This is a genomic window from Kitasatospora azatica KCTC 9699, from assembly GCF_000744785.1.
Lineage (GTDB): Bacteria > Actinomycetota > Actinomycetes > Streptomycetales > Streptomycetaceae > Kitasatospora > Kitasatospora azatica.
Genome location: NZ_JQMO01000003.1, coordinates 663,908 through 686,704, shown reverse-complemented (window position 1 = coordinate 686,704; position 22,797 = coordinate 663,908). Strand labels below are relative to the sequence as shown.

The 22,797-nt window shown below is 72.7% G+C and carries 22 protein-coding genes and 2 pseudogenes; 11 read left to right on the top strand and 13 right to left on the bottom strand.

Annotated elements, in window-relative coordinates:
- Positions 1-82 precede the first annotated feature (82 nt).
- Positions 83-920, top strand: a pseudogene (locus BR98_RS14205) (DNA-formamidopyrimidine glycosylase family protein).
- Between the two features lie 19 nt (positions 921-939).
- Complete coding sequence (locus tag BR98_RS14200) at positions 940-1,677, top strand: DUF2785 domain-containing protein (protein ID WP_051969759.1); 738 nt, start codon at positions 940-942, stop codon at positions 1,675-1,677.
- A gap of 33 nt (positions 1,678-1,710) precedes the next feature.
- On the opposite strand, the gene BR98_RS14195 is transcribed toward BR98_RS14200, so the two are convergent.
- Both BR98_RS14195 and BR98_RS14190 read right to left on the bottom strand, forming a co-directional pair.
- Positions 1,711-2,211 (bottom strand): VOC family protein, encoded by a 501-nt coding sequence (locus BR98_RS14195; protein ID WP_035844882.1) that lies wholly within the window; start codon positions 2,209-2,211, stop codon positions 1,711-1,713.
- A gap of 107 nt (positions 2,212-2,318) precedes the next feature.
- The gene (locus tag BR98_RS14190) at positions 2,319-2,966 is read right to left on the bottom strand and encodes a GTP cyclohydrolase II (RefSeq protein WP_035844879.1); all 648 of its coding nucleotides are present in this window, start codon (positions 2,964-2,966) and stop codon (positions 2,319-2,321) included.
- Between the two features lie 118 nt (positions 2,967-3,084).
- On the opposite strand from BR98_RS14190, the gene BR98_RS14185 reads away from it, so the two are divergent.
- Positions 3,085-3,537 (top strand): MarR family winged helix-turn-helix transcriptional regulator, encoded by a 453-nt coding sequence (locus BR98_RS14185; RefSeq protein ID WP_035844877.1) that lies wholly within the window; start codon positions 3,085-3,087, stop codon positions 3,535-3,537.
- Between the two features lie 256 nt (positions 3,538-3,793).
- Positions 3,794-4,684: a lysozyme gene (locus BR98_RS14180; RefSeq protein WP_083976564.1), complete on the top strand. Its 891-nt coding sequence runs from the start codon at positions 3,794-3,796 to the stop codon at positions 4,682-4,684.
- Between the two features lie 58 nt (positions 4,685-4,742).
- Here the strand turns inward: BR98_RS14180 and BR98_RS14175 are convergent, their stop codons facing one another.
- From BR98_RS14175 to BR98_RS14150, 6 genes are all read right to left on the bottom strand, one after another.
- Positions 4,743-7,463, bottom strand: coding sequence for a LuxR C-terminal-related transcriptional regulator (locus BR98_RS14175; protein ID WP_198042223.1), 2,721 nt, complete (start codon positions 7,461-7,463; stop codon positions 4,743-4,745).
- A 159-nt stretch (positions 7,464-7,622) separates the two neighbouring features.
- Positions 7,623-9,209: an MFS transporter gene (locus tag BR98_RS14170; protein ID WP_035844876.1), complete on the bottom strand. Its 1,587-nt coding sequence runs from the start codon at positions 9,207-9,209 to the stop codon at positions 7,623-7,625.
- Positions 9,210-9,233: 24 nt separating this feature from the next.
- Complete coding sequence (locus tag BR98_RS14165; protein WP_035844874.1) at positions 9,234-9,533, bottom strand: SHOCT domain-containing protein; 300 nt, start codon at positions 9,531-9,533, stop codon at positions 9,234-9,236.
- 36 nt (positions 9,534-9,569) lie between these two features.
- Positions 9,570-9,998 (bottom strand): DUF6325 family protein, encoded by a 429-nt coding sequence (locus BR98_RS14160; protein WP_035852122.1) that lies wholly within the window; start codon positions 9,996-9,998, stop codon positions 9,570-9,572.
- Between the two features lie 75 nt (positions 9,999-10,073).
- Positions 10,074-10,571 carry a DUF7144 family membrane protein gene (locus BR98_RS14155; protein WP_035844872.1) on the bottom strand — a complete coding sequence of 166 codons (498 nt, stop codon included), beginning with the start codon at positions 10,569-10,571 and terminating at the stop codon, positions 10,074-10,076.
- A 33-nt stretch (positions 10,572-10,604) separates the two neighbouring features.
- Positions 10,605-11,003, bottom strand: coding sequence for a PLD nuclease N-terminal domain-containing protein (locus BR98_RS14150; protein ID WP_035844870.1), 399 nt, complete (start codon positions 11,001-11,003; stop codon positions 10,605-10,607).
- A gap of 282 nt (positions 11,004-11,285) precedes the next feature.
- Between BR98_RS14150 and BR98_RS37930 the strand changes: the two are divergent.
- Positions 11,286-11,576, top strand: a pseudogene (locus tag BR98_RS37930) (glycoside hydrolase family 15 protein); the annotation flags it as partial.
- Between the two features lie 12 nt (positions 11,577-11,588).
- Here BR98_RS37930 and BR98_RS14140 read toward each other — a convergent pair.
- Entirely contained in the window at positions 11,589-13,460 is a 1,872-nt protein-coding gene (locus BR98_RS14140; RefSeq protein WP_083976563.1) for a ricin-type beta-trefoil lectin domain protein, read from the bottom strand.
- A 245-nt stretch (positions 13,461-13,705) separates the two neighbouring features.
- On the opposite strand from BR98_RS14140, the gene BR98_RS14135 reads away from it, so the two are divergent.
- The 4 genes from BR98_RS14135 to BR98_RS14120 all read left to right on the top strand — a co-directional run bounded on the left by BR98_RS14135 (position 13,706) and on the right by BR98_RS14120 (position 18,702).
- A complete protein-coding gene (locus BR98_RS14135; protein ID WP_035844866.1) occupies positions 13,706-14,917 on the top strand; it encodes an ROK family protein in 1,212 nt (403 codons plus the stop codon).
- Positions 14,918-14,997: 80 nt separating this feature from the next.
- Positions 14,998-16,440: a CYTH and CHAD domain-containing protein gene (locus tag BR98_RS14130; RefSeq protein ID WP_051969757.1), complete on the top strand. Its 1,443-nt coding sequence runs from the start codon at positions 14,998-15,000 to the stop codon at positions 16,438-16,440.
- Between the two features lie 183 nt (positions 16,441-16,623).
- Complete coding sequence (locus BR98_RS14125) at positions 16,624-17,889, top strand: cytochrome P450 (protein WP_035844865.1); 1,266 nt, start codon at positions 16,624-16,626, stop codon at positions 17,887-17,889.
- 102 nt (positions 17,890-17,991) lie between these two features.
- A complete protein-coding gene (locus BR98_RS14120) occupies positions 17,992-18,702 on the top strand; it encodes a hypothetical protein (protein WP_051969756.1) in 711 nt (236 codons plus the stop codon).
- A 13-nt stretch (positions 18,703-18,715) separates the two neighbouring features.
- Here the strand turns inward: BR98_RS14120 and BR98_RS14115 are convergent, their stop codons facing one another.
- The gene (locus BR98_RS14115) at positions 18,716-19,942 is read right to left on the bottom strand and encodes an NAD(P)/FAD-dependent oxidoreductase (RefSeq protein ID WP_035844863.1); all 1,227 of its coding nucleotides are present in this window, start codon (positions 19,940-19,942) and stop codon (positions 18,716-18,718) included.
- A gap of 148 nt (positions 19,943-20,090) precedes the next feature.
- Between BR98_RS14115 and BR98_RS14110 the strand changes: the two genes are divergently transcribed.
- Positions 20,091-20,381: a hypothetical protein gene (locus BR98_RS14110; RefSeq protein ID WP_035844861.1), complete on the top strand. Its 291-nt coding sequence runs from the start codon at positions 20,091-20,093 to the stop codon at positions 20,379-20,381.
- 92 nt (positions 20,382-20,473) lie between these two features.
- Here the strand turns inward: BR98_RS14110 and BR98_RS40280 are convergent, their stop codons facing one another.
- A complete protein-coding gene (locus tag BR98_RS40280; RefSeq protein WP_198042222.1) occupies positions 20,474-20,635 on the bottom strand; it encodes a DUF6126 family protein in 162 nt (53 codons plus the stop codon).
- Positions 20,632-20,979, bottom strand: coding sequence for an ArsR/SmtB family transcription factor (locus BR98_RS14105; RefSeq protein ID WP_035844859.1), 348 nt, complete (start codon positions 20,977-20,979; stop codon positions 20,632-20,634). Before BR98_RS14105 ends, BR98_RS40280 begins: the two co-directional genes overlap by 4 nt.
- Positions 20,980-21,141: 162 nt before the next feature.
- Here BR98_RS14105 and BR98_RS14100 point away from each other — a divergent pair, with 162 nt between their 5' ends.
- Positions 21,142-21,849, top strand: coding sequence for a DUF6445 family protein (locus tag BR98_RS14100; RefSeq protein WP_232247414.1), 708 nt, complete (start codon positions 21,142-21,144; stop codon positions 21,847-21,849).
- Positions 21,850-21,943: 94 nt separating this feature from the next.
- Here BR98_RS14100 and nagB read toward each other — a convergent pair whose 3' ends face one another.
- Positions 21,944-22,726, bottom strand: coding sequence for a glucosamine-6-phosphate deaminase (gene nagB, locus BR98_RS14095; RefSeq protein WP_035844857.1), 783 nt, complete (start codon positions 22,724-22,726; stop codon positions 21,944-21,946).
- Between the last annotated feature and the right edge of the window lie 71 nt (positions 22,727-22,797).

Sequence of the window (22,797 nt, the reverse complement as noted above, 5' to 3'; positions counted from 1 at the left end):
TCGCGGCCCGCCCACGCGGCGCGGACGAGAGTGGGGGCACTGCGCTTCCTGGGTGCATGCCGGGCGGGTGCATGCTTGGGGCATGCCCGAGGGTGACTCCGTCTTCCGTACCGCCGCCCAGCTGCACCAGGCGCTGGCCGGGCAGCGGCTGACCAGTGCCGAGCTGCGGGTGCCGGCGCACGCCACCGCGCAGCTGACAGGGCGCCAGGTGCTGGAGGTGCGGCCGCGCGGGAAGCACCTGCTGGCCCGGCTGGACGGCGGCCTGACGCTCCACACCCATCTGCGGATGGACGGACGCTGGCAGGTCTACCGGGCGGGGGAGCGGTGGACGGGTGGGGCCGGGCACCAGATCCGGGTGGTCCTCGGCACCGAGGCGTGCACGGCGGTCGGCTACCGACTTCCGGTGGTGCAGCTGCTGCGCACCGCGGACGAGGCCGCGGCGGTCGGGCACCTGGGGCCGGACCTTCCCCCAGCCTCCGGCCGGGAGGTGCCCCCATGCCGCCGACTGGGGCCCGGACCTGGCCGCCGAGGCGCTGCGCCGACTGGCCGCCGCGCCGGAGCGGCCGGCCGGCGAGGCGCTGCTCGACCAGCGCAACCTGGCCGGCATCGGCAACGTCTACGCCAACGAGCTCTGCTTCCTGGCCGGGGTCACCCCGTGGACGGCCTTCGGCGAACTGCCCGCCCCCGAGCGGCTGGTCGCCCTGGCACACCGGCTGCTCTTCGCCAACCGGCTGCGCCCGGGCCACCCCACCACCGGCGAGCTGCGCCCGGACCGGGCGCACTGGGTCTACGGCCGGGCGGGCAGGCCCTGCCGCCGCTGCGGGAGCACGATCCGCACCGCGAGCCAGGGCGTGGCCCCGCAGCAGAGGGTCGCGTACTGGTGCCCGCGCTGCCAACCCGGGCCCAGCCCGGACGGGTGATCCGCTACGGTGTTCGATCATGGACGCCACGATCGCCGAGCTCTCCGCCGCCCTGCGCTCGCCCGACCCCGCGGTCCGGGACGAGCACGCCTACGTCGGGCTGGTCGAGCTGATCCCGAAGCTCTCCAGCGAGCAGCGGCAGGCGCTCGGCGACGAGATGGCCGAGCGGTTCGCCGACCCCGAGGTGCAGGCCCGCACCTTCGCGCCGCTGATCCTGGCCGCCCTGGTCAAGCACGGGGCGTACGCGCCGCACTGGCTGAGCGCCTTCGCCGACTGGTACCTCGCCGAGCAGGACCTGCGCGGGTACGACGCGGAACTCGGCTGGCTGCACGCCGTCGCGCACGGGGCCGACCTGCTCGGCGCTTTCGGTGTGCACAGCCCGGCCGATCCGGTGGCGCTGCTGGAGCTGGGCGCGGCTCGGATGGTGGCGCCGACCGCCCAGGTCTGGGACGCGCTGGAGGACGACCGGCTCGCCTACGCGCTGGCCGGGATCCTGACCGGGCCCGGGCTGACCGAGGCTCAGTCGGTGGGCTGGCTGGACCGGGTGGCCGCGATGTTCGCCGCGGGCGAGCCCGGGCCGGTCCCGGCCGAGGCGAGCAACACCATCCGTACCCTGTGGCTGCTGCACCTGTGTGCGGTCCGCGGTGTCCGGCCGACCCGGCGCGGGGACGCGCCGGCGGTGCCGCTCACCCACGCCGGGGCGGTGGCCGATCGACTGGCGGAGCTGCTGGCGATCCCGTCGCCCTTCCTCGGTTAGGGCCTGTCGCGGCAGGGCGGGTGGCGCCCGGGCTCAGGTGGCGGAGCCGGCCGCCGCGCCGGTGGCCAGGTCGGCGCCCCAGCGGTCGATGGCCGCCTGCAGGTCCAGCGCCCGCATCCCGCCCTGCTCCTCGCCGGTGGGCCAGTCCTCGCGCGGGACCCGCCACATCACCTCGAACTCGTTGCCGTCCGGGTCCTTGGCGTAGAAGGACTTGGACACCACATGGTCGGTGGCGCCCACCAGCGCGCCGCGCTCGGCGAGCACCTGGCCGATCTCGGCCAGCTCGCCCAGCGTGCCGACCTCCCAGGCCAGGTGGTAGAGGCCGACCCGGCCCGGCTGCGGACCGGGCGCGCCGGCACCGATCGCGAACAGGCCGAGGTCGTGGTCGTTCAGGGTCTCCTGGGCGCTGAGGAAGGCGGCCCGGCCGGGGATCTCGACATCGATCTTGAAGCCGAGCACCTCGGTGTAGAAGGCGACCGAGGTGGCCACGTCGCGGATGTAGAGCACCGCGTGGTTGAGGCGGCGGACGGGCATGGCGATCTCCTTGCCTGGCTGGTTCAAAGGGCTAGTTCAAATTTGAACACCAATATCTCGACCATACCTCTCGGTTCGAATTTGAACAACATGCGCGCGGGCGGCGGTCAGGCGCCCTCGGAGAGCAGCTCCAGGCCGTGGCCGAGGGTGAGCGGGGTGCCGGTGGCCTTGGTGCGCAGGTAGCGCAGGTTGCTCGGGGAGGCGTGCACTCCGGTGGGGACGCGCTCGGCGACGGTGATGCCGAGCGCGGCCAGCTGACCGGCCTTGTCGGGGTTGTTGCTCAGCAGGTCGATCCGCGGGGCGCCGAGGGTCTGCAGCATCTGCGCGGCCGCCGTGTAGTCGCGGCCGTCCTCGGGCAGGCCGAGGGCGGCGTTGGCGGCATAGGTGTCCAGGCCGCGGTCCTGCAGGGCGTAGGCGTCGAGCTTGTTGTAGAGCCCGATCCCGCGACCCTCCTGGCGCAGGTAGAGCAGGTAGCCACCGCGCTCGGCGATCCGCTCGACGGCCTCGCGCAGCTGCGGGCCGCAGTCGCAGCGGGCGGAGCCGAAGACGTCGCCGGTGAGGCACTCGGAGTGCAGGCGGACCAGCGGGGTGGTGCTCGCGCCCGGGTCGCCGAGGCCGAGGGCCAGGTGTTCGGCGCCGTCGGCGAGGTCGTGGAAGGTGACCACGTCGGCGTCGACCCGGTAGCCGTCGCCGAAGCGCAGCGGCACGGTGACCCGGGTGCGGATCCGGGCGGGCTGGGGGGTGCGGCTCGTCATGAGGTTCTCCGGTCGTCTCCGGTTGGTTCCGGGGCAGCAGTAGTTCAAATTTGAAGATCCGTCTCGGGCGACAGTACATCGCTCTTCAAATTTGAACAACAGGGATAAGCTGGTTCGCATGGCAGAGACCCGGTGGCTGGACGAGCAGGAGATGGCGGCCTGGCGAGGCTTCCTCGCGGCGAGCAATCTGGTGGCGCGCCACCTCGAGCAGCAGCTCAAGGACGACGCTGGGCTCTCGCACACCCAGTACGAGATCCTGGTCCACCTCTCCGCCGCGCCGAGCCACTCGCTGCGGATGGCCGAGCTGGCCGACCGCCTGGTCACCTCCAAGAGTGGACTCACGTACCAGGTGGCCCAGTTGGAGAAGTCCGGGCTGGTCGGGCGACGGTCCTGCTCGAGCGATGTGCGCGGGGTCTTCGCCTACCTGACCGAGGAGGGCATGGCGGCGTTGCGGTCGGCCGCGCCCGGGCACGTGGCGGCGGTGCGCGCGGCCCTGGTCGACGTGCTGGACCGCGAGCAGCTCGCGGTGGTGGCCGAGGCGCTGGGCGAGGTGGCGCGCCGGCTGCGCTGAGCGGGCCTGCCGGTACGGGGTGGCTGGGCGGCTCCGCCGGTGCGGGTGAACGCGCGGTGGCGGGGTCTGGTCTACGCGGGTCCTGGTGGGCGTTTTTCTGCTGAGTGAGCCTCAGTTCTCTAGCGGTGCAAGGGGGTTGGCCGCTACGCTCGCCGGGCAAGGTCATGCCAATCATTGGTATGCGTGCATTGGCATTCGCGTTCTCGCACAGCTCGCACATGTGGTACTCATCCCTGCCAGGCCACAAGGAGCGAACATGTCCCGTACTGCCCGCACCTCACGCCTCTCCCGCGCCGCCCGCCACTCCCACACCGCCGCCCGCTCCCGGCTGCGCCGCACCGGCGCCGTCGCGGCCACCGCGCTGTCCGCCGTGCTGCTCGCCGCCACCGCGGCGGCGCCCGCTCAGGCCGACGCCGCCGGACGCGGCTTCCAACCCACCCACCCGGAGCGCGACTTCGCCGGCTCCACGGTGGCCGCCCACGAGGGCCGCGACGCCGGCGGCGGCATCCAGCCGCTGGTCACCCAGACCAGGGGGCTGGACGTCTCCAGCTACCAGGGCAACGTCAACTGGTCCTCGGTGGCGGCCAACGGCGGCGCCTTCGCCTATATCAAGGCCACCGAGGGCACCGGCTACACCAACCCCTATTTCGCGCAGCAGTACAACGGTTCCTACAACGCCGGACTGATCCGGGGCGCCTACCACTTCGCGCTGCCGAACGTCTCCAGCGGTGCCACCCAGGCGAGTTACTTCGTCAGCCACGGCGGCGGCTGGTCGGCCGACGGCAAGACCCTGCCGCCCGCGCTGGACATCGAGTACAACCCGTACGGCGCGACCTGCTACGGGCTGAGCCAGAGCGCGATGGTCTCCTGGATCCACAGCTTCAGCAACCAGGTCCACTACCTGACCGGGCGCTACCCGACGATCTACACCACCACCAACTGGTGGGCGACCTGCACCGGCAACAACGGCGGCTTCGGCACCACCAACCCGCTCTGGATCGCCCGTTACGCCTCCACCGTCGGGACCCTCCCGAACGGCTGGGGCTATCAGACCTTCTGGCAGTACGCCGACTCCGGCACCTTCCCCGGCGACCAGGACTACTTCAACGGCGCCGCCGACCGGCTGAGGGCCCTGGCCCTCGGCTGACCGACCTGGGGCCTGTCCGGGGGGACGGGTGGTGCGGGGCGCCCCGCACCACCACCGGTCAGAGGATCCCCAACTCCCGGGCCCGGCGGACCGCCTCGCTGCGGCGGCTGACGCAGAGCTTGCGGTAGACGCTCCTCAGGTGGGTCTTGACGGTGTTGACGGAGAGGAAGAGCTCGGCCGCGATCTCCTCGGTGGACAGCAACTGTGCGGTCTGCCGCAGCACCTCCCGCTCGCGCTCACTCAACTGGCCAACCACCGCCGGAAGTTGCTCGCAGGCTCCGGGGCGCAGATAGCCGAGGGTACGGGCCGGCAGCCAGCTGTGGGCACGGGCCAACTGCGGGTCCTGGCGCAGCAGTCGGCGCACCCACGGACCGCTCTCCACGAACACCCGCCGCAGCTCCTCCGGCCTGGCCAGGACCAGGGCCCGGGTCAGCTGCAGCCTGGCCTCCTCGGGCTGTTCCTCCGCCACGGCCGCCTGGGCGCGCAGCAGGCAGGCCTGGGTCTGCGCGGTGGCGGTGGTTGCGCCGGTGGCCGGCCCGTCGCCGGGAACCGCAGCCAGCACCCGCAGCGCTTGCTGCTGCTGCCCGGTCGCCAGCAGGGCCCGTGCCTCGGCCAGCGCGTGCTCGGGCCGTTCCGAGGGCACGGCACCCAGCACCTGGAGAGCCGTGTCCGCATCGCCGTGCGTCAGGTGCGCCGCGGACTCGGCGATCGCGAGCTCGTCCACCGCCCAGGCGGGCAAAGGCTGTTGGGCAGCGCCGGAGCCGACCCCCTGGAGGACGGCGAAGGCCTGCTCCCACTGGCCCTCGGCCGCCGCCAGTCGGGCGCCGATGACCGCCGCCGCCACCTCGGCCACCGGCTCGGGCTGCGGACCGGCGGTCGCCCGCGCCAGTTCCAGCTCGACTCTGGCGGTCGCCAGGTCGTCGTGCTCGGTCGCCACCCCGGCCAGGACGACATGGTCCAGCCGGACGGGGCCCTGCGGCCGCACCACGGCCTGCTCGACGACGGCCAGCGACTCGCCGGCGTGCGTCTCGGCCGCCCGCAGCCGGCCACGCAGCAACTCCACCAGGGCCAGCGAGCCGAGCGAGTCGCAGAGCGGGGGCTCGGTCGCCGGCCGCCCGCAGGCCTCGACGGCCGTGGCCAGCACGGCTGCGGCCCGGTCGAGGTGCCCGGCACCGAGCTCGGCGGCGCCGAGAGCCGCCAGCACCATCGCGGGGACCTCCGGGTGCCCGGCCGCGAGCGAGGGCGGGACCTCGGTCCACAGCCGTTCGGCGTCCGCCGCCGCCTGCTCGGTGACCGCCGGGTCACCGGCCAGCCGCCCGGCCAGCACCTCCACCAGGGCCCGGCTCAACCGCGACTCGGCGGGCTCGGACTCGCCGAGGCAGCCGTCGGCCCGCCGCAGCTGCGCCCGGCAGCCTTCGAGGTCGCGCTCGACCAGCCGGCAGGCCGCCCCCACCAGGGCCGGCGCCGAGCCCGGCAGGTCCGGCGGCATGGCCGCGAACGCCGGCCGCAGCTCCTCGGCGTCCGGGCCGGCCAGCAGCCGGCCGATGGCCAGCTGATCGACCACCTGTCCGGCCGCGAACTCCCAGTCGGCCGCGGCCGCGGCCTGCGCGACGGCTTCGGTCAGCCACCCCGCTCCGGCGAACCAGCGCGCCGCCTCGCCGCGAAGCCGCGGCTCAAGCCCGGGGTGCCGGTGCCGCAGCCGGGCGCGCAGCACCTCGGCGAAGAGCGGGTGCAGCCGGTACACGGCGGAGCCGTCGACCCGCTCCACGAAGGCGTTGGCGCGCGCCAGTTCGGCCAGGGTCCGGTCGGCGTCCTGACGCTCGCCCAGGGCATCAGCCAGGTCCGGGTGGATCGGATCGGTGATGCTGGCGCGCAGCAGCAGCTCCTGGGTGGGTGGCGGTTCGGGCTCCAGCACCTCGGTGAGCAGGAAATCGGCGATGGTCGTCCGGTCCGCCGCGAAATCCTGGACGAAGGCCTTCGGGTCCTCGCTGCGCTGCATGGCCAGCGCACACAGCCGCAGGCCCGCCGCCCACCCCTCGGTGCGCTCGACGAGCAGCCGGACCGTGCCGCCCGGGAGCGCCAGCCCGTGGGCGGCGAGCAGCTCGCGCGCCTCGGTCTCGGTGAACCGCAGGTCGGTGCTGCGGATCTCGGTGATCTCGCCGGCCGCCCGGTAGCGGTGCAGCGGCAGCGGCGGCTCGGCCCGGCCGAGGAGCACCAGGTGCAGGCCCGCGGAGCAGTGGCTCAGCACGAACTGCAGCTGGTCGACGATCTCCTTCGAGGTGAGGACATCGACCTGGTCGAGGACCAGGACCGCGGGATCCGACCGCTCGGCCAGCGCGTCGGCCAGGCGGATCAGCAGCGACTGGTCCACCGCCGTGGCGCTGGTCGGCCGGCCCACCTCGGCCCCGAGCCGGACACCGTGCCGGCGCAGCGTCTCCAGGACATGGGCCCAGAACACACCCGGTGCGTCGGTGGCCTCCACGGTCAGCCAGGCGCTCACGGGTGGTGCCAGGCGCGCGTCGAGCCAGTGCGAGACGAGTGTCGTCTTGCCCGCGCCGGCCGGACCGTTGACCAGCGTGAGGGTCCCCTGCGCACCCTTGGTCAGACGGCCGAGCAGCCCCGGGCGGTGCACCAGCAGCTTCGGCGGCGCGGGGACGGTGAACCTGGCCGCGAGCATCGGATCACCCGAGGGTGCGAGCCGCCGGGAACGCTCGGCGGCGCCGGGTGCTGCGAGGTCCTTCATCGGGCCATCCAGGGAGACGAGGGTGAGTACTGTCATCTGGCGACAGTTCCACTCAACCTCGCTCCGGCGGGGACGGCCAGTCGCGGGTCACCCGGTGCGGGTGAGGCGGTCTCGGGGGCACTTGCTCAAAACGTCCGGCTCAAAACGTCCGGCTCAAAACGTCCGGCTCAAAACGTCCGGCTCAGGGCGTCTGGCTCAGGGCGTGCGCGAGGGCCTGCCGGCCGGAAGCTTGCCGGTGAACAGGAAGCTCACGGCGGTGATCCCGGTGCAGACGAGGACGGCGGCCTTGAGGCCGTCGATCTGCGCGTCCTGGTAGTTCTCGACGATGGCGGCGGCCTCCTGCGGCGGCAGCTCGGGCACCCCGGCGAGCGCCGTGGCCACCTGGTCGGCGGGGACGAAGGACAGGCCCGCCTCGACCCGGACCTGGGCCTGCCCGGCGACGGCGTCCGAGATCCGCGGGTCGCTGCTGATCTGGCTGGTCACGGACCCGGCCAGGGCACCGATCAGAACGGCGCCGACCAGCGCCGTGCCGACCGAGGACCCGAGGTTCTGCGCGCTGTACTGCAGCCCACCGGCCTCGCTGCGGTCCGCCCCCTGCACGCTGGACTGCACCGTGTTGCCCAACTGGGAGGCGAGCATCCCCATCCCCAGGCCCAGCAGCGCCATCGCGCCGGCGAACGAGGCGCCGTGCAGCTCCGGTCCGATGGCCGTGATCAGCCACAGCGTGGAGCCGAGCAGGACCAGAAGTCCCACCCGGACGATGGTCCGCGGTGAGGCCAGCCGCAGCAGCAGCGAGCCGCACATCGAGGCGCCGAGCATGGTGATGGACACCGGGAGGAGCCGCAGCCCGGTCTGGAAGGCGTCGAGCCCCTGGACGACCTGGAGGTAGAGCGGGATGACGAAGAACAGGCCGAGCAGGATGGCGTTCTGGTTGAACAGCGTGGCCAGCCCCGCACGCAGCGGCCGGTTGCCGAACAGGTCGAGCGAGACCAGCGGTTCCCGGCCCTGTGCCTCGCGTCGGCGTTCGTGGCGGCAGAACACGTAGAGCAGGGCGGCGCCGAGGGCCATGGCGAACAGCGTCGGCGCGAACCCGAGCACGGTGAACGGGGGATTGCGCGGCGCGACCCAGCCCCAGGTGCCGCTCTGCAGGACCGCGAGGACGATCAGGGCGAGGCCGGCCGCGGACAGCGCGGAGCCGACCGTGTCCAGCCGCACCCGCTCGGTCGGCGCCGGCTGCTGCGGGATCCAGCGGACCAGCAGCAGGATGACCAGGACGAGGACGACCTCGCCGGCGAAGACCAGCCGCCAGCTGAGGTAGGTGGTGACCCAGCCGCCCACCAGCGGGCCGACCGCGATCCCGGCGCCGGCGACGCCGCCGATGACGCCGTAGGCCACGGCCCGGGCGCGGCCCGTGTAGGAGCCGGCCACCAGCGCCGCGAGGGCGGGCAGCACCAGGGCCGCGCCCAGCCCCTCGATGACCGACCACCCGATCGCGAGCACCCAGACGGTAGGCGCGAGCGCGGTCAGCCCGGAGCCGACCCCGTAGACGGCGAGGCCGACGATGAACATCCGGCGCCGCCCGAACATGTCGCCGAGCTTGCCCCCGGTCATCATGAAGGCCGCCATCACCAGGGTGTACAGGGTGATGACGGCCTGGATCGAGGTGACCTCGGTGTCGAAGTCCTCGACCAGTTGGCTGATCGACACGTTCATCACCGAGGCGTCGAGCACCATCAGGAACTGGGCGGTGCCGAGCACTAACAGGATGTTCCACCGCTTCACGACGCCTCCAGGTCATCCCACGGGTCAGCCGGCGAGCACGCGGGCCTTCTGGGCGGCGAACTCCTCCTCGGTGAGGACGCCCTGCTCCTTGAGGGTGGCGAGTTCCTTCAGCTGGTCGAGCTTCTCGTCCATGGAGGCGGCCGGAGCCGCGGGTGGCGGTGCGGCCGGGGGCGCCGCCGGGGGCGCTGCTGGAGGCGCCGGCTGGGCGGCGGCTTCCTGCTGGGCCCAGCGGCCGGCCTGGCGACGGGACACACGGTTGGAGACCGCGGTGGCCGTTCCGGCGACGACCGCGGTACGGGCGACTCCGCGAAGTAGTCCGGGCATGGTTTCCTCCCAGGGGTAGCGGGGGTGGCGAGGGGTTCAGACCTTGGAGTCGAGCGCGTCGAGCGTCTCGATGATGTCCTGCACCGGGACCCGTCCGCCGGCGATCATGCGGGCACCGGCCCGGCGCAGGGCTGCGGCCAGTGGCGCCGCCCACAGGTTCTCGTAGAGCAGGACGGCGGCGGAGTTGCCCGGCGCGAGGAGCGAGCCGGCCTCGGCGACGTCGCCCTGGTCCAGCAGCCCGGAGGCGGCGCCCTCGAAGACGGTGAGGTCCAGCTGGCCGTCACCGGTCACGTCGGCCAGCTGGATGCCGACCACCGTGCCGTCCGCCTCCTTGGTGACGAAGGTCAGGTCGAGGATGCGGATGATCCCGCGGTCGACCAGGTCGACGAGCAGTGGCAGGCCTTCGCCGGTCAGCCGGGTGCCGGGGAACTCGAGGACCAAGTAGTCGATGGGGCCCGGCTCGATCGTCTCGCCGGCCTCTTCGTTGGGGCCGGCCTGTTCGTTGGGTTCGTTGCTCACGACAGCTCCTGGGATGAGAGGTCAGGCTGACCGGGGCGGGCCGGGGTCCTCCCGGCGCTCGGTGGTCTCGGCGTACGTGGTGCCCCCCTGCTCCACCGGTGTCCTGGGGCCGCCGTATGCGACCAGTGCGTAGAGCGCGATGACGTCGACGCCGAGGATCAGCACCGACCAGACGGGGTACGACGGGATGAACGCCATCTGGGCGAAACCGTTCAGGGCCAGCACCGCGACGCCGAACCAACGGGCCACCTGCACCCGGGCGAGGATGCCCACCACGGTGAAGCCCTGAGCGATCGCCAGTGCGAGGATCGCCCACCCCCAGGCCCGCAGATCCCCGAAGACGTAGTGGGCGTTCCCGACGAACACATGGGAGTGGTTGATCGCCGCGATGCCGTCAAGTCCGTTGAACAGTGCCAGGATTCCCATCATGACGGCGGCGAACGTCAACATCGTCTCGCCGTGGGCGTCCCCCGGTGCCTGCCGACTCCCCAGCGGCACGTTGTGCTGTGCGGTTGCCATCGAAACCTCCGGTGTGTGTCGTGGCCCGGCGGGTCACTCCAGGACAAGGGCCTTCGCGCGCTGGAACTCCTCCTCCGAGATGTCGCCGTTGCGCCGCAGCTCGGCCAGCCGGGCCAACTCGGCCGCCGCACCGGTCGGCGCCGCTTCGGAGCCGGCCGCCTCCTTCACGTAGCTGCGGAAGTCCTGCTCCGCCTGCTGGGCCTGGGCCATCTCGCGCATTCCCATGCCCTTGCCGCGGGCGATCAGGTAGACGAACACGCCGAGGAACGGCAGCAGGATCAGGAACACCGACCAGCCGGCCTTCCCCCAGCCACTCACCGTGTCGTCGCGGAACAGGTCGGCGAAGACGCGGAACAGCAACATGATCCACAGCACCCAGAGGAAGAACCACATGGTGGTGAGGAAGATGTTCAGCAGCGGATAGTCGTGCATGGCCTGTCTCCCGTCGCCGGACGTCAGCCGGACCGACCGCAGGAGGGCCCGGCGCCCCCGCTTCCACGTTCGCTGTTCCTCGCACCTCGCGGACCACCCTCGACGGGTGATTTCCGCGCGCCGGTCCGTCACCCGCGCGGGGTGATTCGCCGGCCCGATCCGCTGGTTAGGGTCGCAGGCGGCACTCCGACGGCTGGGTGACCGCCGGGTGTCGCCCGACCCAGGAGGCACCGTGAACGAGTACCCGGACATCGCGGACCAGGGCATGGTCGGCGACCTGCACTGCGCGGCTCCGAAGGCACCTTCAACCTCTGCAGCTTCCTCTACGTCGAGGCGCTGGCCCGCGCGGGGCGGCTCGACCAGGCCCGCTACGCCTTCGACAAGATGCTCACCTACGCCAACCACGTCGGCCTGTTCGCCGAGGAGATCGGCCCGTCCGGGGAGCAGCTCGGCAACTTCCCCCAGGCCTTCACCCACCTGGCCCTGATCGCTGCGGCCATCGCCCTGGACGAGGAACTGGACCGCACCGAGCGGCCGGCCGGGGTGCGGCATCCGCTCCCCGACCGGTCGTGAGGTGACTGATCGTCAGCTGGGGAGTGTCCAGGACTGGTTGGCGCCGCCGCCGCAGTCCCAGATCTGCAGCCGGGTGCCGTTGGCGGAGCTCGGTCCGGTGGCGTCCAGGCAGCGGCCGGACTGCGGGTTGACCAGTTGGTGCGAGGCGGTGGCGGTCCACTGCTGGGCGCCGGTGCCGTTGCAGTCGTAGAGCTGGGTCTGGGTGCCGTTGGCGGTGCCGGCCGCGGTCAGGTCCAGGCACTTGCCGAGGGCCCGCAGGGTGCCGTCGCCCGGCACCGTCCACTGCTGGGCGTTGGTGCCGTTGCAGTCGTAGAGCTGGACGGCGGTGCCGTTGGCGGAGTTGGCGCCGGCCACGTCCACGCACTTGCCGCCGTAGCCGGTGATCGCACCGGTCGGCGCCGAGGACTGGGTGCCGCCCCAGGTGAAGGTGGCCGAGGTGTGCGCGGGCAGGTTGTAACCGAAGGACTGGCTGCCCCAGTTGACCCGCAGGTTCTGCACGCTGCCGCTGTCGTTGTAGGCGACCAGGGCCTTCGAACCGTCCGGGTTGAGCCAGGCGACGTTCGGCACCGCCGAGTTGGCCGTGGAGTCGATCCGGTAGGCGCCGGGCTTGACGAACTTGGTCAGCTGGCCCAGATCGTAGTACTCGACCGTGTAGTCCACCTGGCCGCTGCGCGAGTCGCCGTTGTGCACCGTGACCAGACCGGTGCAGGTGCCGCAACCGCCGTTGTGCGGACCCATGTTCTGGTCCACCGCGAGCGACCACTTGACCACCGACTTACCCCAGTTGCGGGTGTAGTCGATGATGTTGAGCATGTCCTCGCGCTGCTGGTCGGCGACCCAGGTGCCGCCGGAGTGCTCGGTGTCGAAGGCGTCCAGGTTCGGGTACTGATTGTGCACGGTGGTCTGCTCGGAGACGTCGCCGCCGTAGCCGTGCCAGGCCATGCCGCCGAAGAGCGAGTCGCTGCGGATCGCCGCGTCGTCCACCGTCGGCTGGGCGTAGCCCGCGTACTGGTCCCAGTTCCAGTCCAGGGCCAGGACCTTGGTGCTGAGGCCGGCCGCGTGCAGGGCGGGCAGCAGGTTGCTGCCGACGAAGTAGTGCAGCCCGGGGCCGTTCCACTGCATCGACGGGTAACCGCCGCAGCAGGTGGGCTCGTTCTGCGCGGTGACGTAGTCCACGTGCACGCCGTTGGCCTGGTAGGCCTGCAGGTACTTGACGAAGTACTGCGCGTAGGCGGCGTAGTACTGGGACTGCAGCCAGCCCTGGTTGAACGAGCCGTTGTCCTTCATCCAGGCCGGCGCCGTCCACGGCGTGCCCATCACCTTGACGGCCGGGTTGAGCTGCTGCGCCTGCTTGGTCAGGGGCAGCACGTCGGCCAGGTCGTGCGCGATGGAGAAGGAGTTGAGGTTCGGGTCGCTCTGACCGGCCGGCACGTCGTCGAAGGTGTAGCTGTAACGAGCCAGGTCGGAGGCGCCCATCGGGTTGCGCAGGAAGTCCAGGCCGATGCCGTTCACCGGGTCGAACAGGTTGCGCATCACCGTGCCGCGGGTGCTGCCGGTGAGCGCGCCGCTGCTGTTCAGCAGCCAGGCGGCGGTGTCGGTGAACGAGGCGCCGGCGCCGGTGAACTGCTGGTAGCGGGTGGACTCGTTGACCGTGACGGTCTGGTCACCGGTGCCGGTACCGGTGGTGAGCGAGACCGGCGCCTGCGGCTGCAGGCCGCGGGTGACGGTCCGTCCGCCGGAGTCGTTGGTGCTGGTCAGCCAGACGTTGACCTGGCCGCCGGCGGCGCCGGCGCTGGTGGGGACGGCCAGCAGGCCGCCGAGCGCGAGCGTGGCGGAGCCGAGCAGCGCGACGGCTCGGCTGCGGAAGCGGGTGGGTGGGCGCATGGGGAGGTGCTGCCTCTCAGCTGGGGGCTCTCGGGTGGGGACGGGAGTTGAGGCAGTGCGGGGAGCTGGTGCGACCGCTGTTCGCGGAGTTTCTTTGCGACGTGATTAAACTGAGCCCGCCGTATCGCCGTCAAGGGTGCGCGCAACCGCGTCGGTCAGGCAGACTTGCGCCCACCGCAAGGCCGCCGCCAACAGGGCGCCGCGCCGACACCGAGCCGACACCGATCGGAAGGAGGCAGCGCCTGATGGCTGCGCAGCCGCCGCAGACCGTCCGCGACCTGCGCCGCGCCAACCGCGCCGTGCTGCTGCGCCGACTCTGGTTCCACGGACCACTGGCCCGCCAGGACCTGATCCACCACACCCGGCTGAGCCCCGGCGCGGTCAGCACCGTCACCGGCGAGCTGATCGAGGACGGCCTGCTGGTCGAGGCCGGCACCCTCGGCTCCGACGGTGGCCGGCCACGGGTGCTGCTCCGGGTCGACCCGAGCGCGCGCCAGGTGATCGGGGTGGACATCGGCGAGACCCGGGTCAGGGTCGAGCTCTACGACCTCGACCTGACCGAACGGGCCCGGGTGGAAGTCGCCCTGACGCCGGGACAGCACGACCCGGCGGCCGCCCTGGCGGCGCTCGCCGACGGCCTGCGCACGGTCACCGCCCAGGCCACCGCGCCGCTGCTCGGACTCGGCATCGGCGTCCCGGGGGTGGTCGAGCACGGGCCCGAGACGCTGGTGCACGGCCAGACCACCGGCTGGCGGGCCGTACCGCTGGCCCGGCTGATCGGCGAGTTCACCGAACTGCCCGTGCACATCGACAACGGCGCCACCACCATGGGACAGGCCGAGCTCTGGTTCGGCGCCGGCCGCGGCGCCCGCACCGCCGTGATCGCGCTGCTCGGCTCGGGCATCGGCGCCTCCCTGGTGCTGGACGGCGCGCCCTACCGCGGCGTCGGCGGCAGCGCGGGCGAATGGGGCCACACCACGGTCCAGGCCGGCGGTCGGGCCTGCCGCTGCGGCGCACTCGGCTGCCTGGAGGCCTACGTCGGTGCCACGGCGCTGGTCGAGCGGTACCACGAGCTGGGCGGCCGGGACTCGGGGGACGGGGAGGAGGCGACGCTGGCAGCCGTCCTGGCAGCAGCCTCTCCGTCCAGCACGGCTGACGTGACATCAGTCTCCGCCGCACAGAAGGTACTTGAGGAGGCGGGGGAGTACCTGGGGATCGGCCTGGGGAACCTGATCAACCTGGTGAACCCGGAACTGATCGTGCTCGGCGGCTGGGCCGGACTCCTGCTCGGCGGCGAGCTGCTGCCGCACATCCAGCAGGCAGCCGCCCGGCACGCATTGCGGCACCCGTTCAGCCAGGCCCGGATCGTGCTGGGCGAGCTCGGCCCCGACGCGGTGGCCCGCGGCGCGGCGACCCTGCCGGTCGAACGCTTCCTGAGCAGGGGCGGGGTCGGGTGAGGTAGCCGCTTCGCGCCAGGTCGACGGCCCCGGCCGGTGATGGGGTGCAGGAAGCGCGACGGCGCGGGAAGCTTGGACCTATGGCCACCGCACAGGCCGAGACCACGCGGACGTACCAGGGACTGCCGACCGAGCCCCTGCGCCCGCACGGACTCGCGCGCGTGGCGGAGGTGGTCGAGGCGCTGCCGACGGCGGCGGTGCGGGTGCGCTGGGACAGCTCCGACCTGCGGCTGCTCGCACACGGCGGAGTACTGGAGCAGGACCTGGACGCCGGGTGGACGCTCACCCTGCCGAACGGCGAGGAGCACCGCGCCGCACCGCCGGCCCCGGTCCCAGGGGCCGCGTCCGCGCCGCCCGCCCCGCCGACGGAACTCCTCGACCGGGTGCAGTCCTATGTCGGCGGCCGGCCGCTGCAGCCGGTGCTGCGGCTACGGACCCGCCGGGAGCGCTCGGCGCTGCTCGACCAGGGCGGGCGCACCCTCGCGGAGCTGGAGTGCAGCGCGGTGCAGGCCGAGTTCCTCACCGGCGCGGGACGGGTCGCGGGTTGGTCGCGGACCCGGGCCACGCTGGTCGACGGGAGCCGCCGACTGCTGGACGCCCTGGACGGTCTGCTGCGCGCGCAGGGCCTGACCGAGCTGCCGGTCGGGCGGGCCGGGAGGCTGCCCAAGGCGGGCAGCGCGGCGGCGGCGCTGGTGGCCTTCCTGCGCCGGCAGAACGCCGAACTGCTCGCCCTGGACGGTGCGGTGCGCCGCGACGAGGCGGACGCCGTGCACCGGATGCGGGTCTGCGCGCGGCGGCTGCGCAGCGTCCTGGCGAGCTGCGAGAAGCTGTTGCGGAAACGGGAGGTGCGCGAGCTCGGCACGGAACTGCGCTGGCTCGGCCAGGTCCTGGGGGCCGCGCGGGACGCCGAGACGACGGGGGAGCAGCTCGCCGGTCAGGCCGCCCGACTGCCGGTGCAACTCGGCGATCCGGCCACCGGGATCGCCGCCCGGTTCGCCGAGCGGTACGCCGAGGCCTATCGGGTCGCCCGCGAAGTCCTGGACAGTGAGCGCTACTTCACCCTGCTCGCGAACCTGGAGCGGGTGGCCGCGCGGCCGCCGTTGCGCGACCGGGCCAAGCGTGGCCGCTCGGAGCTGGAGCGGCTGCTCCGGGCCGAACAGCGGCGCACCGGCGGGCGGTTGCGCGCCGCCCTGGCGCTGCCCGAGGGCGCCGACCGCGATCTGGCACTGCACGGCGCCCGCAAGGCCGCGAAGCGGGCCCGCTACACCGCCGAACTGGCCGGCGCGGCCCGCCTGGCGCGGTGCATGCGCGCGGTCCAGGACGCACTGGGCGCCTACCAGGACGCGATCGTGGCCGAGCGGCTGCTTCCCGAACTCGCCGCCCAGGCCCACGCGGCGGGGGAGGAGACCTTCGGCTACGGCCTGCTGTACGCGGCGCAGCGCCCGGCTGCCGCCGAGGCGTTGGCGACCGCCGGGCCCGCCTGGCGGCAGGCCGGCAAGCGGCGGCTCTGCCGGTTGGGCTGAGCGAGCCTCCTTCCCGGTCGGCGGTGCCGCCAGGCAGGCTCGGGCCGGAGATCACCCGATCGGGCGAGTTCGCCCGGAACCCCGCACTGCTAACCTTTCGTACTCACTGATGAACACTCTGTTATCGCAATGGAGTCCGGGGGAGGGGGCGCAGCGATGCCCGATCAAGCACGTACCAGGCTGATGCCGCAGTCGGGCGTCGGCACACCCGCGCCCCCGGCGCCGGTCGACCTCGCCGATCCCGCCTTCTGGCAGTTGCCGCCGGCCGAGCAGGCGGCAGCCTTCCGGTACCTGCGCTCGCTCACCGCGCCGGTCTACTTCGCCGAGCGTCCGGGTGGCCTGCTGCGGCGGCCGCGCGGGTTCCACGCCCTGGTCCGCCATGCCGACGTGGTCGCGGCCAGCCGCAACCCGCAGGTCTTCGCCAGCGCGCCGGGCGTCACCACCCCCGAGCCGGCCCGCTGGGTGCGTGCGCTGTTCGGCGACTCGATGGTGAACCTGGACGATCCGCGCCACGCCCAGCTGCGCCGGATCGTCTCCCGGGCCTTCACGCCGCGCCTGATCGGCCGGGTCGAGCAGTCGATCGGCGCGATCGCGGCCAGGATCGTGGACGAGGTGATCGCCCACCGCCCCGAGGACTTCGTCCCCGCGGTGGCCGCCGAGCTCCCGTTCCAGGTGATCTGCACCATGATGGGCATCCCCGAGGAGCTACGACCCGAGATCCTGCACCAGGTCGACCAGGCCTCCGAACACACCGGCCTGCGCAGGCCGTTGCGCGAGCGGATCAGGATGCCCGGGCAGGGGCTGCGGGCGCTGGCCCGGATGCAGCGGATGGTCGCCGCGCTCGGCCGGGAGCGCCGTCGCCGACCCACCGACGACCTGATCTCCGCGCTGGTCAGCGCCGATCTGGGCGGTCGCGGCCTGACCGGGCGTGAGCTCGGCGCCTTCTTCTCGCTGCTGCTGGTGGCGGGCGTGGAGACCACCCGCAACGCCCTCGCGCACGGGCTGCACCTGCTCACCGTCCACCCCGAGCAGCGCGCCCTGCTGCTGGCCGATCCCGAGCGTCATCTCGACGGCGCGGTGGAGGAGATCGTCCGGCACGCGACGCCGATCATCCAGTTCCGCCGCACCCTGGCCGCCGACCATCAGCTGAACGGCACCCGGCTGGCCCGCGGCGAGAAGGTGGTGCTCTTCTACGGATCCGCAAACCGGGACGAGGCGGTCTTCCCCGACCCCGACGCCTTCGACATCACCCGGGAGCCCAACCGCCAGCTCGGCTTCGGCGGTGGCGGGCCGCACTTCTGCCTCGGTGCGCACCTGGCGCGGCAGGAGCTGAAGACGCTCTACCGGGAGCTCTACACCCGGCTGCCCGAGGTCCGCTCGGTCGGCGCGCCCGAGCTGGTGCCGTCCAGCTTCGACCACCGGGTCCGCTCCCTGCAGTTCACCTTCTGACCGGGCCCGCTGTTCCGCGAATCCAGCCCCGCCTGGGAGAATCCCGCACGGACGGCCCGGCAGTTGCCGGGCCGTCAGCACGAGTGAAGGGACCTCCTGGTGATGCTCACCAGTCGCCGCCTCGCGGCCGCCGCCGCGATACCCGCCCTACTGACCGCGCTGAGCGCCTGCGGCCCCAGCAGCGGCCACCAGAGCAAGGGAGCCGACGCCGCCCCGTCGGCCGCGACCGGCAGCAGCGCGCCGCACCAGATACCGGTGGGCGCCGGCCCGCAGACCAGCTACACCGCCGCCGCCCAGCCCGCGGCCGGTAGCTGCCACTTCCGCTACACCGCCGACAAGCAGCCCCTGCCGGACCTGACCTGCACCCCGGGCGCGACCAGCCCGGCGGTCACCCAGGCCAATCTGAACCAGACCATCTGCAAGCAGGGCGGCTACACCTCCGGCATCCGCCCGCCGGTCAACGTCACCGGCAAGGAGAAGGTGGAGAACGCCAAGTCCTACGGCTACACCGGGCCGATGGGCGACGCCGAGTACGACCACCTGATCAGCCTCCAGCTCGGCGGCGACCCCAACGACCCGCGCAACCTCTGGGTCCAGCCGCCCTCCCCGGGCCACGTCCCCGGCAAGGGGCCGAACAACCCCAAGGACTCGGTGGAGACCCGGCTGCACACCGCCATCTGCAAGGGCCAGACCACCCTGGTCGCCGCCCAGCAGGCGATCGCCACCGACTGGACCACCGCCGAGGCCAAGCTCGGCCTGAGCGGTGGCCCGAGTGCGTCGCCGGCGGCGGACCCGGACGACGCCGACAACTAAGCCCTCAGTCCCGTCACACCTCGCCCAGCGGAATGTCCGGATCCGCGAGCCGCTCCAGGTCCACCTGCCGGCCGGAGCGCACCAGCTCGCGGATCGGGTCGGTGACGTCCCAGATGTTGACGTTCATCCCGGCCAGCACCCGCCCCTGGGCTGTCCAGAAGGCGAGGAACTCCCGCCGCTGCACGTCCCCGCGGAAGACCACCTGGTCGTAGCCGTCCGGTTCGACGTAGCCGCTGTACTCCATCCCGAGGTCGTACTGGTCGGTGAAGAAGTACGGGATCCGGTCGTAGCTGGCGTCCTGGTCGAGCATCGCCCGGGCGGCCGTGCGCGGCTGGTGCAGCGCGTTGGCCCAGTGCTCGACCCGGATCCGGCGGCGCAGCAGCGGGTGGTAGGCGCGGGCCACGTCGCCGGCCGCGAAGATGTCCGGGTCCGAGGTGCGCAGGCTCTGGTCGGTGAGGATGCCGTCGGCCACCTCCAGGCCGGCGGCCTCGGCCAGCCCGGTCTCCGGGGCGATGCCGACGCCGACCACCACGGCCTCGGCGGGCACCACCGTGCCGTCGCCCAGCCGCACCCCGGTGACCGCGCCGTGCTCGCCCTCGATCGACTCCACCCGCACCCCGAAGCGCAGGTCCACCTCGTGCTCGCGGTGCAGGTCGGCGAAGACGGTGGCCACCTCGCGGCCGAGCACCCGCAGCAGCGGCAGTTCGGCCATCTCGAGCACCGTCACCGCCACCCCGGCGGCCCGCGCGGCCGCCGTCACCTCCAGGCCGATCCAGCCCGCGCCGATCACCGCGATCCGCTTCGCGGTGCGCAGCAGCTCGCGCAGCCGGTCGCTCTCCGCCACCCGGCGCAGGTAGTGCACGCCGGCCAGGTCGGCGCCCGGCACCGGGAGGAGGCGCGGCCTGGCACCGGTGGTGAGCAGCAGCCTCGCGTAGTCCACCCGGCTGCCGTCGGCCAGCGTGAGCTGGTGCGCGGCGGGGTCGATCGCGGTCACTGCGGTGCCCAGACGCAGCTCGACCCGCTGCTCGCGGTACCACTCCTCGGGGTGCACGTAGATCTTCTGCCGGGAGTCCTTGCCCATCAGGTAACCCTTGGACAGCGGCGGCCGCTCGTAGGGGAGTTCGGTCTCCTCGCCGATCAGTACCAGCTGACCCTGGTAGCCCTCCTCCCGCAGGGTCTGGGCCGCCTGGGCCCCGGCCAGGCTCGCTCCGACGATGACCAGTGCCGTGCTCGCTACCATTCGCGCTCCAGGATGCCGTTCGCCCCGCTACGGGCTGCTTCGGGCTGCTTCGGGCTCCATCACAGCGGTCCGCCCCGGCGGGCGCGCGCCGACACGCGCACGGGAGCACCATGGAAAGCGTCCGTGCACCGAGCGAAGGAGGCCGGCGATGGCGCAGCAGCCCGGTTCCGAAGCCGCGAACGAACCCGCCGAGATCCACCCTTTCCGCGACATCCTGGACTCGCTCTACCACGTCAGCCCGATGACGGTGTTCTGGCTGGTGGCGGCCTCGATGGGGCTCGGGTTGGTCGGCGCCCAGGTGGAGACCCTCTGGATGGTGGTGCTGTTCGCGGTGTTCTGGGGGATCACGGTGGTGGCGATGCTGGTGCTCGCCGCGCGGTTGATCGCCGAGCACTCCGCGACCTCGGGCGGTGGCCGGCACCGGCGGGTCGCGCACTGAGCCTGCGGCGGACGAGGCACGCGCACCGAGCCGCGCCCGGTCGCGTACTGAGCCGGCCGCGCCGGGTCGCGTACCGCGGCGCGTGCTGACGCTCAGTGGCGGTGGCTGCCCAGGAAGAACAGGAGCATCACGAAGAACGCGAAGAAGTGGGTACCGGCGATGTAGATGGCGGCGCGAATCAGCGCCGCCTTTCGCTTGCTCCGCTCGTCGCGGACGGCCTCGGCCTGCGGCTCGGTGGCGTCAGGGGTGGTCACGGTGCCGTCCTCGGGGTCGCGGGCTGGCGCAGCTGGGCCAGCAGCTCGCCCTGGTCGGTGATCATCTCGGTCAGGATCCGGCGGGCCGCGCGCAGCAACTCGGCCACGTCCGGGGTGCTCAGTGCGTAGACCACGGTGTTGCCCTCGCGGGTGGCGGTGACCAGCTGGGCCCGGCGCAGCACGCCCAGTTGTTGGGAGAGGCTGGAGGCCTCGATCTCCAGGGAGGCGAGCAGCTCGCGGACCGGGCGCGGCCCGTCCTGCAGCAGCTCCAGCACCCGGATCCGGGCGGGGTGGCCGAGGGTACGGAAGAACTCCGCCTTGGCCTGGTACAGCGGAACCGGCATGCCCACTCCTCTCTGCTCCAGCCACGGCGGTCTGCTCCGGCTACGGCGAGCATCATCCACTGGAGATGAAGAATTCTTCAAGTCGCGCCCTCGCCGGAACCGGTCAAAGTTTGACCGATTCACGACATGGCAAGACCGGAGCCGGGCGGTATGGTCGCCCGCATGCCCCCGCTGCCTCCGGTGCCCCCACGCGCCGGCCGGACCCCGGCCGCGCCCCTGTTGCCCGTCCTGCCCTACCGCAAGCCCACGCTCGGTCGGGACTACTGGGTCTTCGACGACGTCCTGCCCGAGGTCGACGCGCTGCGGGCCCGCTGCCTGGCCAAGGAGGACTGGGTCGAGGGCTACCCGTACAAGCAGGAGAGCTGGCCCGGACTGCGCGCCATGCCGGGCCTGGACGATGCCGAACTGGCCAGAGTGGAACGCCTGGTGAAGAAGGCGACCGGCGCGAGCAAGCTGTGGCAGGCCAGCGCGCCGAACGGCGCCACCCTCAACCACAACTGCGTGCAGGTGGTCGGCGCCGGTGAGTGCGAGGTGCGCCCGCACGCCGACTCGCGCGCGCTCTGCCGCTACGCCGCGGTGCTCTACCTCAACCCGGAGGTGCCCAAGGACTACGGCACCAGCTTCTTCCGGCAGAGCCTGCCGGGCGGGGTGCTGGGCGGCAACATGGTGACCGCCCCGCACAACAACCTGGTGGACGCGCTGGGCACGCGCTTCGTCGCGCCCGACGCCTTCACCGAGGACGTCCGGGTCGCGCACCGCTACAACCGGCTGCTGCTCTACAGCGCCAACATGATCCACAGCGCCACCGGCTACTGGGGCGGCACGTTGGATCAGAAGCGGATGACGGCGGTCTTCTTCTGGATGGCCTGACCGGGATGCTCTGACCCCGATGGCCTGACCCGGACGGCCTGAGGACCGGAGCGTCCCGGCCCGGGCGGTTGGCCGCCCGGGCCGCGGCGGTGCGTCAGATCGACTGCCAGTCCGGCTTGGCCGCGTAGGTGGCGCGGAAGTAGTCCGCCAGCTTGAGGTGGGCGGCGGCAGCCTCGTCCACCACCACGGTGGCGTGCGGGTGCAGCTGCAGCGCCGAGGCCGGGACCAGCGCCGACAGCGGGCCCTCGACGGCCTGCGCGACGGCCTCCGCCTTGGCCTCGCCGGTGGCCAGCAGTACCAGGTGACGGGCCTCCAGGATGGTGCCGATGCCCTGGGTGATGACGTGGTGCGGGACCTCGTCCAGGCTGTCGAAGAAGCGGGCGTTGTCCACCCGGGTCTGCTCGGTGAGGGTCTTGATCCGGGTCCGCGAGGCGAGCGAGGAGCAGGGCTCGTTGAAGCCGATGTGGCCGTCGGTGCCGATGCCCAGCAGCTGCAGGTCGACCCCGCCGGCGGCGGCCAGCTCCTGGTCGTAGGCCTGGGCGGCGGCAGCGATGTCGGCGGCCGAGCCGTCGGGGCCGATGAAGGCGGCCTCGCCGATGCCGAGCGGCTCCAGCACCTCGCGCAGCACCACCGAACGGTACGACTCCGGGTGCCCCTTGGGCAGGCCCACGTACTCGTCCAGCTGGCAGACCCGCGCCCGCGAGACATCCAGCGTCCCCGCCTGCACCCGGGCGGCCAGTGCCCGGTAGATCGGCAGCGGCGTCGACCCGGTGGCCACGCCGAGCAGCGCGTCGGGCTTGCGGGTGAGCAGGTCCGCTATCGCCGTGGCGATCAGCTCACCGCCCGCAGCGGCGTCGGGAACGATCACAATCTCCATCTTGACCCACCGTCCGAGAGCATGTATATAGAGGTCTAGACCAATCTGGGCGAGTTTACCGCGCCCGGCCA

Excerpts from the sequence above, each read along its gene's own strand:
- BR98_RS14200 (WP_051969759.1), top strand. The coding sequence starts at position 940 with ATGGACGCCACGATCGCCGAGCTCTCCGCCGCCCTGCGCTCGCCCGAC.
- BR98_RS14185 (WP_035844877.1), top strand. The coding sequence starts at position 3,085 with ATGGCAGAGACCCGGTGGCTGGACGAGCAGGAGATGGCGGCCTGGCGA.
- BR98_RS14105 (WP_035844859.1), bottom strand. The coding sequence starts at position 20,979 with ATGCCGGTTCCGCTGTACCAGGCCAAGGCGGAGTTCTTCCGTACCCTC.
- BR98_RS14115 (WP_035844863.1), bottom strand. The coding sequence starts at position 19,942 with ATGGTAGCGAGCACGGCACTGGTCATCGTCGGAGCGAGCCTGGCCGGG.
- BR98_RS14110 (WP_035844861.1), top strand. The coding sequence starts at position 20,091 with ATGGCGCAGCAGCCCGGTTCCGAAGCCGCGAACGAACCCGCCGAGATC.
- BR98_RS14150 (WP_035844870.1), bottom strand. The coding sequence starts at position 11,003 with ATGCACGACTATCCGCTGCTGAACATCTTCCTCACCACCATGTGGTTC.
- BR98_RS14140 (WP_083976563.1), bottom strand. The coding sequence starts at position 13,460 with ATGCGCCCACCCACCCGCTTCCGCAGCCGAGCCGTCGCGCTGCTCGGC.
- BR98_RS14125 (WP_035844865.1), top strand. The coding sequence starts at position 16,624 with ATGCCGCAGTCGGGCGTCGGCACACCCGCGCCCCCGGCGCCGGTCGAC.
- BR98_RS14175 (WP_198042223.1), bottom strand. The coding sequence starts at position 7,463 with ATGACAGTACTCACCCTCGTCTCCCTGGATGGCCCGATGAAGGACCTC.
- BR98_RS14195 (WP_035844882.1), bottom strand. The coding sequence starts at position 2,211 with ATGCCCGTCCGCCGCCTCAACCACGCGGTGCTCTACATCCGCGACGTG.
- BR98_RS14155 (WP_035844872.1), bottom strand. The coding sequence starts at position 10,571 with ATGGCAACCGCACAGCACAACGTGCCGCTGGGGAGTCGGCAGGCACCG.
- BR98_RS14120 (WP_051969756.1), top strand. The coding sequence starts at position 17,992 with ATGCTCACCAGTCGCCGCCTCGCGGCCGCCGCCGCGATACCCGCCCTA.
- nagB (WP_035844857.1), bottom strand. The coding sequence starts at position 22,726 with ATGGAGATTGTGATCGTTCCCGACGCCGCTGCGGGCGGTGAGCTGATC.
- BR98_RS14100 (WP_232247414.1), top strand. The coding sequence starts at position 21,142 with ATGCCCCCGCTGCCTCCGGTGCCCCCACGCGCCGGCCGGACCCCGGCC.
- BR98_RS14190 (WP_035844879.1), bottom strand. The coding sequence starts at position 2,966 with ATGACGAGCCGCACCCCCCAGCCCGCCCGGATCCGCACCCGGGTCACC.
- BR98_RS14135 (WP_035844866.1), top strand. The coding sequence starts at position 13,706 with ATGGCTGCGCAGCCGCCGCAGACCGTCCGCGACCTGCGCCGCGCCAAC.
- BR98_RS14130 (WP_051969757.1), top strand. The coding sequence starts at position 14,998 with ATGGCCACCGCACAGGCCGAGACCACGCGGACGTACCAGGGACTGCCG.
- BR98_RS14180 (WP_083976564.1), top strand. The coding sequence starts at position 3,794 with ATGTCCCGTACTGCCCGCACCTCACGCCTCTCCCGCGCCGCCCGCCAC.
- BR98_RS14165 (WP_035844874.1), bottom strand. The coding sequence starts at position 9,533 with ATGCCCGGACTACTTCGCGGAGTCGCCCGTACCGCGGTCGTCGCCGGA.